Source organism: Cellulomonas fimi, from assembly GCF_028527925.1.
In the GTDB taxonomy this organism is placed as follows: Bacteria; Actinomycetota; Actinomycetes; order Actinomycetales; family Cellulomonadaceae; genus Cellulomonas; species Cellulomonas fimi_C.
The window spans coordinates 25144-39854 of the sequence record NZ_JAPESW010000015.1 but is presented as its reverse complement, the minus strand read 5'-3'; the positions used below and the strand labels follow the sequence as shown (position 1 = coordinate 39854).

15 protein-coding genes are annotated in these 14711 nt (G+C 75.8%); 11 read left to right on the top strand and 4 right to left on the bottom strand.

Annotation, left to right across the window (positions count from 1 at the left end; all coding sequences use genetic code 11):
- Positions 1 to 172: 172 nt before the first annotated feature.
- From OMK64_RS09195 to OMK64_RS09185, 3 genes are all read right to left on the bottom strand, one after another.
- A complete protein-coding gene (locus OMK64_RS09195; protein ID WP_272727775.1) occupies positions 173 to 997 on the bottom strand; it encodes an ABC transporter permease in 825 nt (274 codons plus the stop codon).
- Entirely contained in the window at positions 994 to 2073 is a 1080-nt protein-coding gene (locus OMK64_RS09190; RefSeq protein WP_272727774.1) for an ABC transporter ATP-binding protein, read from the bottom strand. Before OMK64_RS09190 ends, OMK64_RS09195 begins: the two co-directional genes overlap by 4 nt.
- 204 nt (positions 2074 to 2277) lie before the next feature.
- The gene (locus tag OMK64_RS09185) at positions 2278 to 2970 is read right to left on the bottom strand and encodes a PadR family transcriptional regulator (RefSeq protein ID WP_272727773.1); all 693 of its coding nucleotides are present in this window, start codon (positions 2968 to 2970) and stop codon (positions 2278 to 2280) included.
- Positions 2971 to 3204: 234 nt separating this feature from the next.
- On the opposite strand from OMK64_RS09185, the gene OMK64_RS09180 reads away from it, so the two are divergent.
- The 3 genes from OMK64_RS09180 to OMK64_RS09170 all read left to right on the top strand — a co-directional run bounded on the left by OMK64_RS09180 (position 3205) and on the right by OMK64_RS09170 (position 7272).
- Positions 3205 to 6210: an esterase-like activity of phytase family protein gene (locus tag OMK64_RS09180; protein WP_272727772.1), complete on the top strand. Its 3006-nt coding sequence runs from the start codon at positions 3205 to 3207 to the stop codon at positions 6208 to 6210.
- A 186-nt stretch (positions 6211 to 6396) separates the two neighbouring features.
- Positions 6397 to 6702 carry a DUF1905 domain-containing protein gene (locus OMK64_RS09175; protein WP_272727771.1) on the top strand — a complete coding sequence of 102 codons (306 nt, stop codon included), beginning with the start codon at positions 6397 to 6399 and terminating at the stop codon, positions 6700 to 6702.
- A 51-nt stretch (positions 6703 to 6753) separates the two neighbouring features.
- Positions 6754 to 7272, top strand: coding sequence for a low molecular weight protein-tyrosine-phosphatase (locus OMK64_RS09170; protein WP_276595823.1), 519 nt, complete (start codon positions 6754 to 6756; stop codon positions 7270 to 7272).
- A 33-nt stretch (positions 7273 to 7305) separates the two neighbouring features.
- Here OMK64_RS09170 and OMK64_RS09165 read toward each other — a convergent pair whose 3' ends face one another.
- Positions 7306 to 8301: a magnesium and cobalt transport protein CorA gene (locus OMK64_RS09165; RefSeq protein ID WP_272727769.1), complete on the bottom strand. Its 996-nt coding sequence runs from the start codon at positions 8299 to 8301 to the stop codon at positions 7306 to 7308.
- 90 nt (positions 8302 to 8391) lie between these two features.
- On the opposite strand from OMK64_RS09165, the gene OMK64_RS09160 reads away from it, so the two are divergent.
- From OMK64_RS09160 to OMK64_RS09125, 8 genes are all read left to right on the top strand, one after another.
- Positions 8392 to 9558 (top strand): pyridoxal phosphate-dependent aminotransferase, encoded by a 1167-nt coding sequence (locus OMK64_RS09160; RefSeq protein WP_272727768.1) that lies wholly within the window; start codon positions 8392 to 8394, stop codon positions 9556 to 9558.
- Between the two features lie 70 nt (positions 9559 to 9628).
- The gene (locus OMK64_RS09155; protein ID WP_272727767.1) at positions 9629 to 10024 is read left to right on the top strand and encodes a TFIIB-type zinc ribbon-containing protein; all 396 of its coding nucleotides are present in this window, start codon (positions 9629 to 9631) and stop codon (positions 10022 to 10024) included.
- 117 nt (positions 10025 to 10141) lie between these two features.
- Positions 10142 to 11410, top strand: coding sequence for a ThiF family adenylyltransferase (locus OMK64_RS09150; protein WP_272727766.1), 1269 nt, complete (start codon positions 10142 to 10144; stop codon positions 11408 to 11410).
- Between the two features lie 172 nt (positions 11411 to 11582).
- Positions 11583 to 12866 carry a molybdopterin molybdotransferase MoeA gene (locus OMK64_RS09145; protein ID WP_272727765.1) on the top strand — a complete coding sequence of 428 codons (1284 nt, stop codon included), beginning with the start codon at positions 11583 to 11585 and terminating at the stop codon, positions 12864 to 12866.
- Positions 12863 to 13339, top strand: a complete 477-nt coding sequence (gene moaC, locus OMK64_RS09140) for a cyclic pyranopterin monophosphate synthase MoaC (RefSeq protein WP_272727764.1) — start codon at positions 12863 to 12865, stop codon at positions 13337 to 13339. Before OMK64_RS09145 ends, moaC begins: the two co-directional genes overlap by 4 nt.
- Complete coding sequence (locus OMK64_RS09135; protein ID WP_272727763.1) at positions 13336 to 14106, top strand: NTP transferase domain-containing protein; 771 nt, start codon at positions 13336 to 13338, stop codon at positions 14104 to 14106. The genes moaC and OMK64_RS09135 overlap by 4 nt, the downstream gene beginning before the upstream one ends.
- Positions 14103 to 14378: a DUF6457 domain-containing protein gene (locus OMK64_RS09130; RefSeq protein ID WP_272727762.1), complete on the top strand. Its 276-nt coding sequence runs from the start codon at positions 14103 to 14105 to the stop codon at positions 14376 to 14378. Before OMK64_RS09135 ends, OMK64_RS09130 begins: the two co-directional genes overlap by 4 nt.
- The gene (locus OMK64_RS09125) at positions 14375 to 14680 is read left to right on the top strand and encodes a MoaD/ThiS family protein (RefSeq protein WP_308201780.1); all 306 of its coding nucleotides are present in this window, start codon (positions 14375 to 14377) and stop codon (positions 14678 to 14680) included. Before OMK64_RS09130 ends, OMK64_RS09125 begins: the two co-directional genes overlap by 4 nt.
- Positions 14681 to 14711: the final 31 nt, after the last annotated feature.

Below are 14711 nucleotides of genomic sequence, written 5' to 3'. Positions count from 1 at the left end.
TCGGGGCTCCGTGACGGGGTGGCGGGCGGAAGATCGGTCCGTGCCGTCGCGCTCCGGCTCGACCGTGCGGACCGCGACCCCGTCACGGGGACCGTGCCGACGCGCGCGGCGGGTTTCCATGACGGGGTCGTGGGCTCGGCGGACCGCGAGACGCAGCTCCCCGGCCGCTGGGTCAGAGGGAGCGCTGGTACGTGCGCATCGCCGCGACCGACCAGGCCGCCACGAGGACGGCGAGCACCGCGAGCAGAGCGGAGCGCGTGCCGACCAGGGTCCAGTCGACGTCGGTCGACATCGCGGTCCGCGCGACCTCGGTCGCCCACGTGAGCGGGTTGAACCGCGCCGCCGACTCGACCCACGCGGGCAGCAGGGCGGGCGGCATGAGGGCGGTCGAGACGAACGTCGCGGGCAGGACGATCGTCGTCGAGATGCCGATGAGCGCCGTCTGGTCCCGGGCCAGCAGCGCGACGGCCGCGGACAGCGAGCAGAACGACGCCGCGAGCAGCAGCGACGCGCCGAGCGCGACCGCCAGCCCGACGACGCCGCCGTCGAACCGCGCGCCGGCCGCGAAGGCGATCGCGAGCACGATCACGCCCTGCACGGCCGTGAGCAGCAGCTGCTGCACGAGCTGCCCGACCACGAGCGCGGACCGGTGCACGGGCGACGTGAGCAGACGGTCCATGACACCGCTGCGGATGTCGTCGATGAAGCCGGTCCCCGCCCAGGCGCCCGAGTAGAGGACGGTCATCATGAGGATGCCGGGCACGAGGAACGTCAGGTAGTCGTCGGCGCCGAACCCCGGGACGGTCGCGACCGACTCGAAGACGTTGCCGAACAGCACGATCCACACGAGCGGCTGCAGCACGGAGACCCCGAGCCCCCAGGGCTGCCGCGCGGTGTCGACGACCCAGCGCCGGCAGACCTCGCCGGTCTGCGCCCACCAGGACGCGGGCCGGGCGGCGGGGGTGACGACACGGGTCGGGGTGAGCGTGGCGGTCATCGGGCCACCTCCTGGGCGTCGCGTCGGGTGGTGGAGCGGTCGTCGTGCACGGTGCCGTCCGTCGCCGGTCCCGCGGGCGAGCCAAGCGAGCGGTCCGTCGAGGAGTCCGACCACGAGCGGCCCGCGTAGCGCAGGTACACGTCGTCGAGCGTCGGGCGCGAGACCGCGACGGCCCCGTGCCGGACGCCCGCCGCCTGGAGCGCGGCGATGGTCGCGCCGACGACGGCCGGGCCGTCGGGCGTGCGCGCGACGAGGCGGCCGGTCGGCCCCTCGACGTGCACGACGACGTCCGTCAGCACGCGCGCGACGGCGGCACGCACCGCGTCGGCGTCGGGCTCGACGAGGTCCACCGTGAGGGTGTCGCCGACGAGCGTCGCCTTGAGCTCGTCCGGCGTCCCGGCGACGACGACGCGTCCCCGGTCGACGATGCTCAGCCCGTCGGCGAGCCGGTCGGCCTCTTCGAGGTAGTGCGTCGTGAGCAGGACGGTGAGCGCGTCCTCGCCGGCCAGGCGGCGGATCTCGTCCCACATCGACGCGCGCGCCTCGGGGTCCAGGCCTGTCGTCGGCTCGTCGAGGAACAGCACGCGCGGTGCGTCGACCAGCCCGAGCGCGACGTCGAGCTTGCGTCGCGTCCCGCCCGACAGGCCGCCCGTGCGGCGGTCGCCCGCGTCGCCGAGACCGAACCGGTCGACCAGCGCCGCGGCCCGGTCGGAGGCGTCGGACCGCGTCGCGCCGCGCAGCCGTGCGGCCATGACGAGGTTCTCGCGCGGGGTCAGCAGCGGGTCGGCGCCCGTGCCCTGCGAGACGTAGCCGATGCTGCGGCGCACCGCGTCGGCGTCGACCACGACGTCCTGCCCGACGACGCGGGCCGTCCCGCTCGTGGCGCGCGACAGCGTCGTGAGGATCTTCGTGGTGGTGGACTTGCCGGCGCCGTTCGGGCCGAGCAGCCCGTGGACGGTCCCGGCGGGGACGGTGAGCGTGAGGCCGTCGAGGGCGCGGACGTCCCGGCGGCCGCGGCCGCCGGGGTACGTCTTGACCAGGTCGACCGCCTCCACCGCCGGAGGGCGGATGGGCATGGTGATGCTCCTTCTCGGTCGGACCGAGGCGCCACCTATGCTGGTCGTGCAGCGGATCGCACAGGTGTCCCGCCTCGCGGCAGGGCTCGGTCGGTTCGTCGTCGGTCGGCCCGGGTGTGCCAGCACCTGGGCCGACCTCGTTCCCGGGGACGGTTCCCCGGGGGTCGTGGGTGGCGACGACGGCGCGACGGCCGCCCCCGCCCGTCAGCGGTCCGGAACGCCCTCCTGTCCCGACAGGAACGGGGAGAGCGCGTCGGCGACCGCCTCCGCGAGCTCGTCGTGGTCGATGCGGCCGGCCGCGTTCGTCCGCGCGTGCAGCGAGCGCCACAGGTCGACGTGCTCGAGCGTGCCGTCGGAGATCGACGCCTCGAGCCCGACGACGAAGTCGAGCTCCGCGCGCAGCAGCCCGATCTCGTACTCCGCCTCGAGCGCGAAGATCCGGGGGAGCCCCTGCCGGCGCGCCTCGTCGACCGTCGTCTCGAGCGAGGTGAGCGTGGTCCGCACGGACGCGGCGCGCATGCGCAGCAGGCGGGCGACGTCGTCCGGCGCGAGCAGCGGCAGGAACGAGAGCGCCGCCTCGAACTGCGGGAACTCCTTGACGGGCGTGCGCACGAGGTCGCTCAGCCAGTCGACGGCCTCCGTCGCGCCGGCGTCGGTGATCCGGTAGACGGTGCGCGTCGGGCGGTTGCCCTCCCGCTCGGTCGACGCGGCCTCGATGAGGCCACGCTTCTCCAAGCCCTCGACGACCGAGTACAGCGAGCCGAAGTTGAGGCGGACCGTCTCGTCCTTGCGGCGCTCGCGGAGGGTCATCGACATCTCGTACGGGTGCATGGGCCGCTCCCAGAGCAGCGTGAGCACGGCCAGCGCCAACGGGTTGCTCCGCCCTCGCCCTGCCATCTCGCTCACCTCCGTCGGTGCGTCCGCACACCTACTCGTCGTCGAATGCTCGTCCCAGAGTATATCGCGTCTATATCGCGTCTCAACCCTCGCGGCATCCCGCTCGCCCCCACGCCGCACGCGCACGCGCGGCGCGTTCGTCGTCGGATCGTCGTAGGCCGTTCACCTGCGGGTTCACCACGCGACACGGGGTGTCGGCACCCTCGCGCCGACACACCGATCGAAGGAGCACCGATGCTGCGTCCGCAGCCACCCGCCGAGCCCGTCGGCCGCCTCGCACACCCGTCCGCCGCACGTCGCGCCGTCGCCGGCGCCGCCGTCCTCAGCGTCGCGGGCACCGGCCTCCTGGGCCTCGCCGGCCTCGTCGGCACCGCGACCGGCAGCACGGCCACCGCTCCGCCGTGGGTCAGCCCGCCCGCAGTCTCGTCGTTCCACCGGCTCGCGACGTACCCCGTGTACCTCAACCGCCCGGAGGGGACGCCCGCCGCCGACGAGACCGTCGCGGAGATCTCGGCGGTGAGTCAGGACGGCCGCACGTTCGTCCACACGGACGCGCTCGCGCGCAGGATCGGGTTCGTCGACATCACGGACCCGTCGGCGCCCTCCGGCCTGGGCACGCTCGACCTGCACGCCGGCCTCGGGGTCGGGGAGCACGCGGAGCCGACGTCGGTCGCGGTCGTGGGGGACCACGTGCTCGTCGTCGTCGACACCTCCGAGTCGTCCACCGACCCGTCGGGCGTGCTCGCGGTCGTCGACCTGACGACGCACGCACTGGTCCGCACGCTCGACCTGGGCGGTCAGCCCGACTCGATCACGCTGTCCCCGGACCGCCACCGCGCGGCGATCGCGATCGAGAACCAGCGCGACGAGGACGCGACGCCGACGGGCGGCACGAAGGGTGACCTGCCGCAGCTCCCGGCCGGGTTCGTGCAGCTCGTCGACCTGACCGACCCGGCGACGCCGTCGACGTGGAGCACGCGTGCCGTGCCGCTCACCGCGGAGGACGGGTCGGCGCTCCCGTCGTTCGTCGCTGCGGGCCTCGACACCCCGCAGGACCCCGAGCCCGAGTACGTGGCGTTCGACCCGACGGGCACGACGGTCGCCGTGACGCTCCAGGAGAACAACGGCGTGGTGCTCGTGGACGCCGCGTCGGGCACGGTGAGCCGCGTGTTCAGCGCGGGCACGGCGTCGGTCAGCGGCATCGACGTGAAGAAGGACGGCCGGATCGACCAGACGGGCGCGATCCCCGCGACGCCGCGCGAGCCCGACGCGGTCGCGTGGCTCGACGCCAACCACCTCGCGACGGCCGACGAGGGGGACTGGAAGGGCGGAACACGCGGCTGGACCGTCTTCGACACCGAGGGGCGCGTCGTGTGGGCCGCCGGTGCCGAGCTCGAGCGGCTCGCGGTCCGGGTCGGCCTGCACACCGAGGACCGCGCCGCGAAGAAGGGCGTCGAGCCCGAGGGGCTGGCGGTCGCGACGTTCGGCGGCACGCCGTACGCGTTCGTCGGCTCGGAGCGGTCGAACGTCGTCGCGGTCTACGACGTGAGCGACCCGACCGCGCCGCGGTTCGTCCAGGTCCTCGCGACGACCAACGGCCCGGAGGGTCTGCTGCCCGTGCCGTCGCGCGGGCTGCTGCTCGTGTCCAGCGAGGAGGACGACGCGTCGGTGCTGGTCCGCTCGTCGGTCACGGTGTTCGGGTTCGGTGCCGCCCACGCGTCGGGGGCCGGGACGCCGCAGTTCCCGTCGGTGGTCTCCGCCGACGACGCCGGGGGCCGCCCGATCGGCTGGGGCGCGCTCGGTGCCCTCACGGCCGACCCGACCGACGACCACCGCCTGTGGTCGGCCACGGACGCCGCGTACAGCCCGACGCGTCTGCTCTCGCTCGACGTCGCGTCGACGCCGGCCGTGATCGACCGCGAGGTGACCGTCACGCAGGGCGGCGCGCCCGTGGGCCTGGACGTCGAGGGCGTCGCCGCACGACCGGGAGGCGGCTTCTGGCTCGGCGTCGAGGGCGCGACGGGGACGGGCAACCAGCTCGTCCGCGTCGACGCGTCGGGTGCGGTCGTCGAGACCGTCGCGCTGCCCGCCGACGTGACCGCGGGGCTCACCAAGTGGGGCGTCGAGGGCGTCGCGGTCGTGGCGGACGACGAGGGCGAGCACGTGGTCGTCGCGCTGCAGCGAGGCCTCACCACGGACCCCGGCGGCCTCGGCGGAACGGCGCGGATCGGCCGCTACGACGTCGCGACGACGTCGTGGACGTGGTTCGCCTACCCGCTCGAGACCACCACGACGTCCGGTGACTGGATCGGGCTGTCCGAGGTGACGGTCGTCGACCACGACACCCTCGCCGTGGTCGAGCGCGACAAGCTCAACGGGCCCACCGCCCGGGTCAAGCGCGTCTACGCCGTGGACCTGCCCGCCGACCCGGCACCCGGCACCGTCGCGACGCTGACCAAGCACCTCGCGCACGACGTGCTGCCCGACCTGCGCGCCACGCACGGCTGGACGCAGGAGAAGCTCGAGGGCCTCACGGTCGGCGGCGACGGCACCGTCTGGGCGATCACGGACAACGACGGCGTGGTCGACGCGACCGGCGAGACGGTCCTGCTCGACCTGGGCCGCGCGTCCGACGTCTTCGCGGGCCACCTCGACCCCGCGCCGACCGCGTCCCCGACGCCCACTGCGTCGCCGTCGGCCTCGCCATCGGTCACCCCGACGCCGGGTGACGTCCCCGGTGCAGGCCCGGTCCGGCCCGACACCCCTCGGTTCACGCCGACGGCCGACGACCTGACCCCGGCGAACCGTGGCGGCCTCAGCGTCAGCGGCACGCCGCGGCCCGGCGGCACGGTGACCGTCGCCGCGTCCGGGTTCGCGCCCGGCGAGTGGGTGCAGGCGTGGCTGTTCTCGACGCCCGCGTCGCTCGGCTGGGCACGGGCCGACGCGTCGGGTGCGGTGCGTGCGACCGTCACGATCCCCGCGGACGTCCGGCCCGGCACGCACCGGCTCGCGCTCGTCGGGCAGGTCGACGGGCGGACGGTGTGGGTCGACGTCCAGGTGCTCGCCGCGTCGCGCGGCGCGTCCGGGGCGCTCGCCACGACGGGGGCCGACGGTGCCCTGACGCTCGCGCTCCTCGGCGCGGGTCTGCTGGTCGCCGGGGCCGGTGCGACCGTCGTCGCGCGCCGCCACCCGGCGCTCGCGACGGCACGGGCCGCCCGGTTCGTCCTCCGGCGCCGCTGACGCGTCCGCCCCGCCCGAGACCGGCACGGCGGCCGCTCCGACACCTCGGACGGCCGCCATGCCGGTCTCAGCACGGACCGCGGTCGCCGGCGGGACCGGGGCGGAGTGATCCCGACCGGCTCCAGCGTCGCGTGCCGCGCCGGCCGGTCGGGTGGCCCGGACGGCGGACGTCGGCAGGATGGGCGCGTGGAGCTCGAGTTCGACGGCGAGGTGTTCTGGTGGAAGGGCCCGGCGCCCTTCCACTTCGTCACGGTGCCGGAGCCGGAGGCGGCCGAGCTGCGGGCCGCGTCGTCGCTGGTCAGCTACGGCTGGGGCGTCATCCCGGTCGCGGTGCAGATCGGCCGCACACGCTGGACCACGTCGCTCTTCCCGAAGAAGGGCGCCTACCTGGTCCCGCTGCGCGACGCCGTCCGGGCGGCCGAGGGCATCGCGCTGGGTGACGTGGTGTCCATCCGTCTGACGGTCGACGTCGAGCGCGCCGGTCGGCGCTGACGTGCGTCGCGCGTGCGGGAGGATGGGCCGGTGACCGAGCCGTACCGCGTGATGACCGTCTGCACCGGCAACATCTGCCGTTCCCCGATGGCGGAGATCGTGCTCCGGGACCGCCTGGACGCCGCCGGCCTGGGCGACCAGGTCGTCGTCGACTCGTCCGGGATCAGCGACGAGGAGCACGGCCGGCCCGTCGACCGTCGCGCGCGCGACATCCTCGCCGCGCACGGCTACCCGGTCGGCGACGGGCACCGTGCACGGCAGGTCCGCGCGACCGACCTGCCCGCCCGCGACCTCGTCCTCGCGATGACGGCGCAGCACGCGCGGGCGCTGCGCCGCCTCGCGGGGTCCGGCGACGTCGCGGACCGCGTCGTCATGTACCGCTCGTTCGACCCGGCCGCGCCCGTCGTCGCCCCGGGCCAGCCCGAGCACGTGCTCGACGTCGACGACCCCTGGTACGGCGGGCCGGAGAACTTCGAGACGTGCCTCGCCGAGGTCGAGGCGGCCGCGGACGGGGTCGTCGCGCACGTCCGTGCCGCGCTCGCGGCCCGCGACGGGGCGCCGACGGCCTGACCCGCCGAGCGGGCCCGTCGGCGAGCCCGGGGGCTACAGCCAGCGGTTGCGGCGGAACGCGCGGTGCAGCAGGACGCACGACGCGCCGATGACGACGAGCACCGCCCAGAACCCGAACGCGGTGTCGGCGATCGGCAGGTTCCGCACGTTCATGCCGTAGATGCCCGCGATCGCCGTCGGCACGAGCCCGATGGCCGCCCACGCGGAGATCTTCCGCATGTCGGCGTTCTGCTGGACGCTCACGCGCGACTGCGCGACGGTCACCTGCGCGAGGTCCGCCTGCAGCACGCCGGTCAGCAGGTTGTCGGCGGCCTCGATCGAGTCGGCGACGCGCAGCGTGTGGTCCTCGACGTCGCGGAAGTACTCCTGCAGGTCGCCGGGGATGCCGGGCACCTGGCCCGACGCGAGCCGGTGCACGGGCCCGACGAGCGGCACGACGGCCCGCCGGAACTGCTGCACCTCGGACTTGAGCCGGTAGATGCGCTCGGCGTGGTCCTCGCCGGGCAGCGACCCGAACACCTGGTCCTCGATCTCGTCGAGGTCGACGTCGACGGACCGCGCGACCTCGAGGTACTCGTCGACGGTGAGGTCGAGCAGCCGGTGCAGGACGGCCCACGGCCCGTGCGCCATCGTCTCGGGGTCGCCCTCGAGCGTCTGCCGGGCGCGCGACGGGATGCGCGAGTCGCCGTGCCGCACGACGACGACGAACCGGTGCCCGACGAACACGGCGAGCTCGCTGACGTCGACGACCTCCGCGTGGTCGACGTACCGGACGGGCTTGACGATCGCGAACGTCAGGTCGCCGTAGCGCTCGAGCTTGGGCCGTTGGTGCGCACGGATGGCGTCCTCGATCGCGAGCTCCGGGAGCGAGAACCCCTCGGCGAGCGCGTCGAACTCGTCCGCCGACGGGTCGACGAGGCCGATCCACACGAAGCCGTCCTCGTGCTCGGCCTCCTGCGCGGCGGCGAACACGTCGTCGAGCCGGTGCTGCCGGACCCCGCGGGTGTAGAGCGCGCAGTCGACGATCACCTTCTGATGCTCCTCTCGTCGACCGGGCCCGTCGACCCGGTGCCGACGGCCACGCCGCGGCCGGGAGGGCCGCACGGCAGGATAGGGCGGGTGAAGGTCGCTACCCGTGCGCACGTGCCGCCGTTCGCCGTCATGGAGATCCTCGCCGCCGCGAACGCGCGCCGCGCGGCGGGGGCCGACGTGCTCAACCTGTGCGCGGGCGAGCCGTCGACGGGTGCGTCGGAGGTCGTGCGCCAGCGGGCCGTCGAGCTCCTGACCAGCGGCGACCTCGGCTACACCGAGGCGCTCGGCGCCCCGGGGCTGCGCGCGGCGATCGCGGCGCACTACCGCACCTGGTACGACGTCGACGTCGACCCCGCCCGCATCGCCGTGACCACCGGCTCGTCGGGCGGCTTCATGCTCGCGTTCCTCGCGGCGTTCGACGTCGGCGACCGCGTCGCGCTGGCCCGGCCCGGCTACCCGGCGTATGCGAACATCCTGCGCGCGCTGGGCTGTGAGGTCGTCGAGCTGCCGTGCGGGCCCGAGTCGCGGTTCCAGCCGACGGTCGCGCACCTGGACGCGGCCGGCCCGCTCGACGGGCTCGTCGTCGCGAGCCCCGCGAACCCGACGGGGACCATGATCGGGGCGAGCGCGCTCGCCGACCTCGCGGCGTGGTGCGCGGATCGCGGCGTGCGACTGGTGAGCGACGAGATCTACCACGGCATCACCTACGACGACGACGCGCAGGTCGCGACCGCCGCGCAGTACCTCGACACGGGCGCGGTCGTCGTGAACTCGTTCTCGAAGTACTGGGCGATGACGGGCTGGCGCCTCGGCTGGCTCGTCCTGCCCGACGACCTGGTCGCACCCGTCGACGCGCTCGCGGGGAACGTCGCGCTGTGCCCGCCCGCGCTCGCGCAGCACGCCGGCGTCGCGGCGTTCAGCCCCGACGGGTACGCGGCCGCGCGGGCCAACGTCGAGCGGTACGCCGCGTCGCGCGCGCTCCTGCTCGAGCGCCTGCCGGAGCTCGGCTGGACGCACGTCGCTCCCGCCGACGGCGCGTTCTACCTGTACGCCGACGTGTCGTCGACCGGCCTCGACTCGGTGACGTGGTGCGCGCGGCTGCTCGACGAGGCCGGCGTCGCGCTCACGCCCGGGACCGACTTCGACCCCGTCGACGGGCACCGGTTCGTGCGGCTGTCGTTCGCGTCGTCGCCGGCGGTCGTGCGCGAGGCCGTCGACCGCATCGTGCGCTGGCAGGGCACGCTCGCCGTCTGACGCCGGACCGGGCACGATCGGGACGGGCCGCACGTTGACCCGTCGACCGCCGACCCCGGGAGGACCGACCATGCGCTGCCCCGTCGACCAGGCCGAGCTCGTGATGTCCGAGCGGCAGGGGGTGGAGATCGACTACTGCCCCACGTGCCGCGGCATCTGGCTGGACCGCGGCGAGCTCGACAAGATCCTCGAGCGCGCCACCGCACCCGACCCGGGCCTCGGCGTCGGGGGTGCCCGCCCCGCCGACCCGCGCCCGCCCGCCGACCCGCGCGCGCCGTACGACGAGCGGCGCTACGACGACCGCGGCGGCTACGACGACCGTCGGGGGTACGACGACCGGCGTGGCTACGACGACGACCGGCGCGGCTACGACCCGCGCTACGGCGGCGACTCGCGCTACGGGGGCGACCCGCGGTACCGCAAGAAGAAGAAGGACTCGTGGCTCGAGGACCTCTTCGACTTCTGACGCGCGGGAGGCGCTGTCGGCGGCCCGGTCGGGCGCGCGCGGACCGGCCACAGGGTCCCGGACTCCGACGGCGTCCGACCGTGCCGGCCGACCCGGCCGCGACGTAGGTTGGGCGACGTGCCGCTGCCCCCGCTCGTCGAACCCGGCCCGCCGCTCACCGCCGCCCAGGTCGCCCGCGGCTCCCGGCACCTGCTGCTGCCGGGGCTCGGCGTCGACGGTCAGCGGCGGCTGCGGAACGCGCGCGTCCTCGTCGTCGGCGCGGGCGGACTCGGGGCGCCCGTCCTGCAGTACCTCGCGGCGGCGGGCGTCGGGACGATCGGCGTGGTCGACGACGACGTCGTCGACGTCACCAACCTGCAGCGGCAGGTGATCCACGGCACGGCCGACGTCGGCCGCCCGAAGGTCGAGAGCGCGCGCGACGCGATCAGCGCACTCGACCCCGACGTCCGCGTCGTGGTCCACGCGCTGCGGCTGACCGAGGAGAACGTCGACGACGTGCTGCGCGGCTACGACCTCGTCGTCGACGGCACCGACAACTTCCCGACCCGCTACCTCGTCAACGACGCGTGCGTGCGGCTCGGCCTGCCGGAGGTGTGGGGCTCGGTCCTGCGCTACGACGCCCAGACGACGGTCTTCTGGGGTCGCCCGCCCGCCGGTTCCGGGATTCCCGCGGTGCAGCTGCGCGACCTCTTCCCGTCCCCGCCGCCGCCCGACTCGGTCCCGTCGTGCGCGGAGGCCGGCGTCCTCGGGGCGCTGTGCGGGCAGGTCGGGTCCGTCATGGCGACCGAGGTGGTCAAGCTCCTCACCGGACTCGGCGAGCCGATGCTCGGCCGGGTCCTCGTCGTCGACGCCCTCCGCGGCCGCTGGTCCGAGGTCCCGCTCGTCCCGTCCCCACGCGGTGCGGTCGACGACCGGACCCCCGCGAGCGCCGCGGTCGGGCCGCCCGGGCCGGTCCTCACGGCGACGCCGACGACGCCCCGCCCTGCCGCGCCGCGTCCGTCCGCCGCGCCGGTCGGTGCGCCGGTCCGTGCGCCGGGCCCGTCGTCCCTGTCGGCACGGCCGTCGCGGGTGCTCGACGACGACGTGCCGAGCGTGACGGCCGCCGAGCTGGCCGCGCGTCTCGCCGCGGACCCCACCACCGTGCTCGTCGACGTGCGTGAGGCCGCCGAGCTCGCGGTCGTCGCCGTGCCCGGCGCGAGGCACGTCCCGCTCGGCCAGGTTCTCGACGGGTCCGGGGCCGGGGACCTCCCGCGCGACCGGCCCGTCCTCGTCCTGTGCCAGGTCGGCGCGCGCTCGCTCCTCGCCGCACGCGCGTTGCGGGCGTCGGGGATCGACGCGGTCAACGTCGAGGGCGGCGTCCTCGCGTGGCTCGCCACCCGGGACTGACCAGGACCGTGGTCCCGACGGGCGGCGAGGTCCTTGGGCCGGCGCCCGCGCCCGTCGTCGCCGACACCGGCGACCGCGGCCGGACCACCGTCGCGGGCGGTGCCGTGCCGCCGGTGTTTGTCCCGGTGGTCGAGGCCGACGGCACCTGACCCGCGGGTGGCAGGATCGGGGGGTGCCGACGACCACCGCGATGCGCACCCTCGACGAGCACCGGGCGGCGGCTCTCGCGCTCGGCACGCCGCTGCCGACGGTCGCCGTCGGGCTCGCGGACGCGCTCGGCCTGGTGCTCGCGCAGGACGTGCGGACCGACGAGCCGCTGCCGCGATGGGACAACTCCGCGATGGACGGGTACGCGGTGCGTGCCGACGACGTGCGCGACGCCACCGACGCGTCGCCCGTGACGCTGCGGGTCGTCGCGGACCTGCCCGCGGGCTCGGCGGGGCGGCCGGTCGTCGAGCCGGGGACGGCGGCCCGCATCATGACCGGTGCTCCCGTCCCGCCGGGTGCGGACGCGGTCGTTCCGGTCGAGGACACCGACGCGGGGACGGTGAACGTCCAGGTCACGGCGTCGAAGGCCGTCGGTCAGCACGTGCGGCGTGCGGGCGAGGACGCCGTGCCGGGAGACCTCGTCGTCGCCGCGGGCACGCTGCTCGGGCCCGCGCACGTGGCCGCGGTCGCGTCGGTGGGCGTCGCGCAGGTCGCGGTGCACCGGCGGCCGCGCGTCGCGGTCGTCAGCACGGGCGACGAGCTCGTCGCGCCCGGCACGGCGCTCGCGCACGGGCAGATCCCCGACTCGAACTCGTGGCTGCTCGCCGCCGCGGTCCGCGAGGCCGGCGGCGAGGCGATGCGCCTCGGGCCGGTCGGCGACGACCCCGACGCCCTGCGTGACCTGCTGCACGGGCTCGACGGCGGCGTCGACGCGATCGTCACGTCGGGCGGGGTGAGCGTCGGCGCGTTCGACGTGGTCAAGGCCGCGCTGCTCGACGACCCCGACGTCATCTTCGTGCCCGTCGCCGTGCAGCCCGGCAAGCCGCAAGGGCTCGGGCGTCTCCCCGGCGGCACCCCGGTGTTCGCGCTCCCCGGCAACCCCGTCAGCTCGTTCGTGTCGTTCGAGCTGTTCGTGCGTCCCGCGCTGCTGCGCATGCGGGGTCTGGTCGACGTGCAGCGCCCGACGACGACGGCTGTGGTCGACGACGGCTGGCGCACCCCGCCGGGCCGCGCGCAGGTCATGCCCGTCCGCTTCGTGAACCCGGCGGCGAGCACCGCCGACGTGCACACTCCCGCCCACCCGCACGTCCACACTCCCGCCCGCCCGCACGTCGTCCGCGCCACCGCGGGCGGCTCCGGGTCGCACCTCGTCGCCCGCCTCGCCCTCGCCGAGGGCCTCGCGGTCGTCCCGCCCGACACGCAGGTCGCGCCGGGCGACCTCGTCACCGTCCTGAGAGTCGCCCCATGACGCAGCCGTTCACCCACCTCGACGCCGCCGGCCACGCCCGCATGGTCGACGTCACGCAGAAGCAGCCGACCGTCCGTGCCGCGACCGCGACGGGCCGCGTCGTCTGCGGGCCGGACGTCGTCGCCGCGCTGCGCGACGGCACCGTCCCGAAGGGCGACGTGCTCGCGGTCGCGCGGGTCGCCGGGATCGCCGCGGCCAAGCGCACCGCCGAGCTGCTGCCGCTCGCGCACGTCATCGGCGTGCACGGCGTCGTCGTCGACCTGCGCGTGGAGGACGACGGGGTCGCGATCGAGGCGACCGTCCGCACCGCGGACCGCACAGGCGTCGAGATGGAGGCGCTGACAGCCGTCTCCGTCACGGCGCTCGCGGTCGTCGACATGGTCAAGGGACTCGACAAGTCCGTGTCGATCGCCGACGTGCGGCTCGAGGCCAAGACCGGCGGCAAGTCCGGCGACTGGCGGCGCGAGCCGTGACGTTCGACGCGGTCGTCCTCGCGGGCGGGCGCGCGCGACGGCTCGGCGGCACCGACAAGGGGGCGGTCGTCGTCGCTGGTCAGGCGCTGCTCGACCACGCGCTCGCGGCGGTCGCCGGTGCCCGCGCGATCGTCGTCGTCGGACCGCCCTCGGTCGCCCGCCCGGGCGTCCCGACCGTCCAGGAGTCGCCCGCGTTCGGCGGTCCGGTCGCCGGCCTCGCCGCTGGCCTCGCGGCCTTGTCCGCACGCACGACCGCGCACCCTCGGCACCCGGTCGCCGGGGACGCCTCCACCGACGACGACGCGCCCCCGATCGCGCTCGCCCCCGTCGTCGAGGACGCCGTGCCGGTCGACGAGGAGTCGGCGCGTGACGGAGCCGTGCCGCGGGTGCCTCCCCACGACGAGGACCCGCTCGTCGTGGTGCTCGCGTGCGACGTCCCCGGTGCCGCGCGCGTCGTGCCCGCGCTCGTCGCCGCGGCGCTCGCCGCACCCGATGCGGACGGCGCCCGGCTGGTCGCCGCGGACGGGTCGCCGCAGCACCTCGTCGCCGCCTACCGCCGGTCCGCGCTCGACGCCGCGCTCGCGGCGCTCCCGGACGGCCCGCGCGACGCGTCGGTGCGGAGCCTGGTCGCCGGGCTGCGGCTCGTCGACGTCCCCGACCCCGACGACGCCGGCGCGGACGCGGACACGTGGGACGACGTGCGGCGCCTCGACGCCCGCCTGTCCGGTGGCACCATCGACCCTGACGACGATCGGAGGACACCGTGAGCACAGACCCCCGCAGGGCGCCCGGCGCGGACCTGCCCGCCTGGGTGGAGCACGTCGCCGCCGAGCTCGGCGTCGACCCGACGCTCGTCGACGTCGAGCAGATCCTCGACGTCGCGGCGGACGTCGCGCACTCGGTCGCGCGGCCGGCCGTCCCGGTGACGATGCTGGTCGCGGGTCTCGCGATCGCCTCCGGCCGCTCGGGCGAGGACGTCCTGGCGACCGCGCGCCGCGCCGCGCTGGCGTGGGCGTCGGACGAGAACGTGCTGCCGTGACGACGCCCGCGAGCGCGCGGGCCGCTGCGCGGACGGACGCCGGGGCCGGAGTGGGCCAGGCGGCGGGAACGGTGTCCGTGCGCTACTTCGCCGCAGCGGCGGAGGTGGCCGGCGTCGACACCGAGACCGTCCCGGCGGGTACCGCGGCCCAGGTCGTCGCCGAGATGACGCGCCGCCACCCCGACCTGGCCGCGGTGCTGACCCGCTGCGCGCTGCTCGCCGACGGTTCGCGGGTCGAGGGCGACGACGAGGTCCGCGCGGGCGTGACGCTCGACGTCCTGCCGCCCTTCGCGGGCGGCTGACCCGTCCGGCGCGTCGCACGCCGGACGGGTC